Below are 827 nucleotides of genomic sequence, written 5' to 3' on the forward strand. Positions count from 1 at the left end.
ATTGAGGCTGTTGCTAACCGAAATCGCCAAGGCGGTATCCTACTCCCCTGACGCCGTTGAGGAGATCGCCGACGCCGGCGGCATCCAACTTCTTGCGCAGCTTGCTCATATGGCTGTCGACGGTTCGGTCGAGCGCATCGCCCTCGGGCAGGCAGGCATCGACGATCTCGCCCCGCTCGAAAGCCCTGTTCGGAAAGCCCGCCATGTATTCGAGGATGCGGAACTCGGTCCGCGTCAGGCTCAGCGGAATGCGGCCTTTGCCGTCCTCGACCACGGCCATGTGCGCCACCGGATCGATCGCCAGCCTGCCGATCCGCAAGACCTTGTTGCTCGCATTGCCCGAGGATCGTCTGAGAACGGCCCGCGCCCGCGCGACCACCTCGACGGGATTGAACGGCTTGACCACGTAATCGTCGGCGCCCGAGCGCAGCCCATGCAGCTTGTCGAGGTCGTCGGCCAGGGCGGTGACCATGATGACGGGCGTGTCGCCGCGCTGGCGGATGGTGGCCAGCACCGTGTGGCCGTCGAGCTTCGGCAGCTTGACATCGAGGACGACCAGATCCGGCCTCAGCCGCTGATGATGGGAAAGCGCGATCTCGCCGTCGGCGGCCGTCAGCACGCGAAATCCCTCGCGTTCGAAATAACGCTCGAGAATGTCTGAGATTTCCGCCTCGTCCTCGACGATCAGTATCAGTGCATTGTCCATCCGCACCCCCTTCCCGAAGAAGAAACGCCAGACAGGGCCTCCGCGTCAACGCTCCCGCTCACCCGTTCACGAAACCTCCACAAAACGTCGACCAAAGACCAACAATGCCGATGTTTGCTTA

The 827-nt window shown here is 62.9% G+C and carries 1 protein-coding gene; it reads right to left on the reverse strand.

What is annotated here, in order from left to right:
• Positions 1-13: 13 nt before the first annotated feature.
• Entirely contained in the window at positions 14-706 is a 693-nt protein-coding gene (locus tag HGP12_RS33760; protein ID WP_168844263.1) for a response regulator, read from the reverse strand.
• Positions 707-827: the final 121 nt, after the last annotated feature.

The organism is Rhizobium sp. P28RR-XV (genome assembly GCF_012641385.1).
In the GTDB taxonomy this organism is placed as follows: domain Bacteria; phylum Pseudomonadota; class Alphaproteobacteria; order Rhizobiales; family Rhizobiaceae; genus Rhizobium.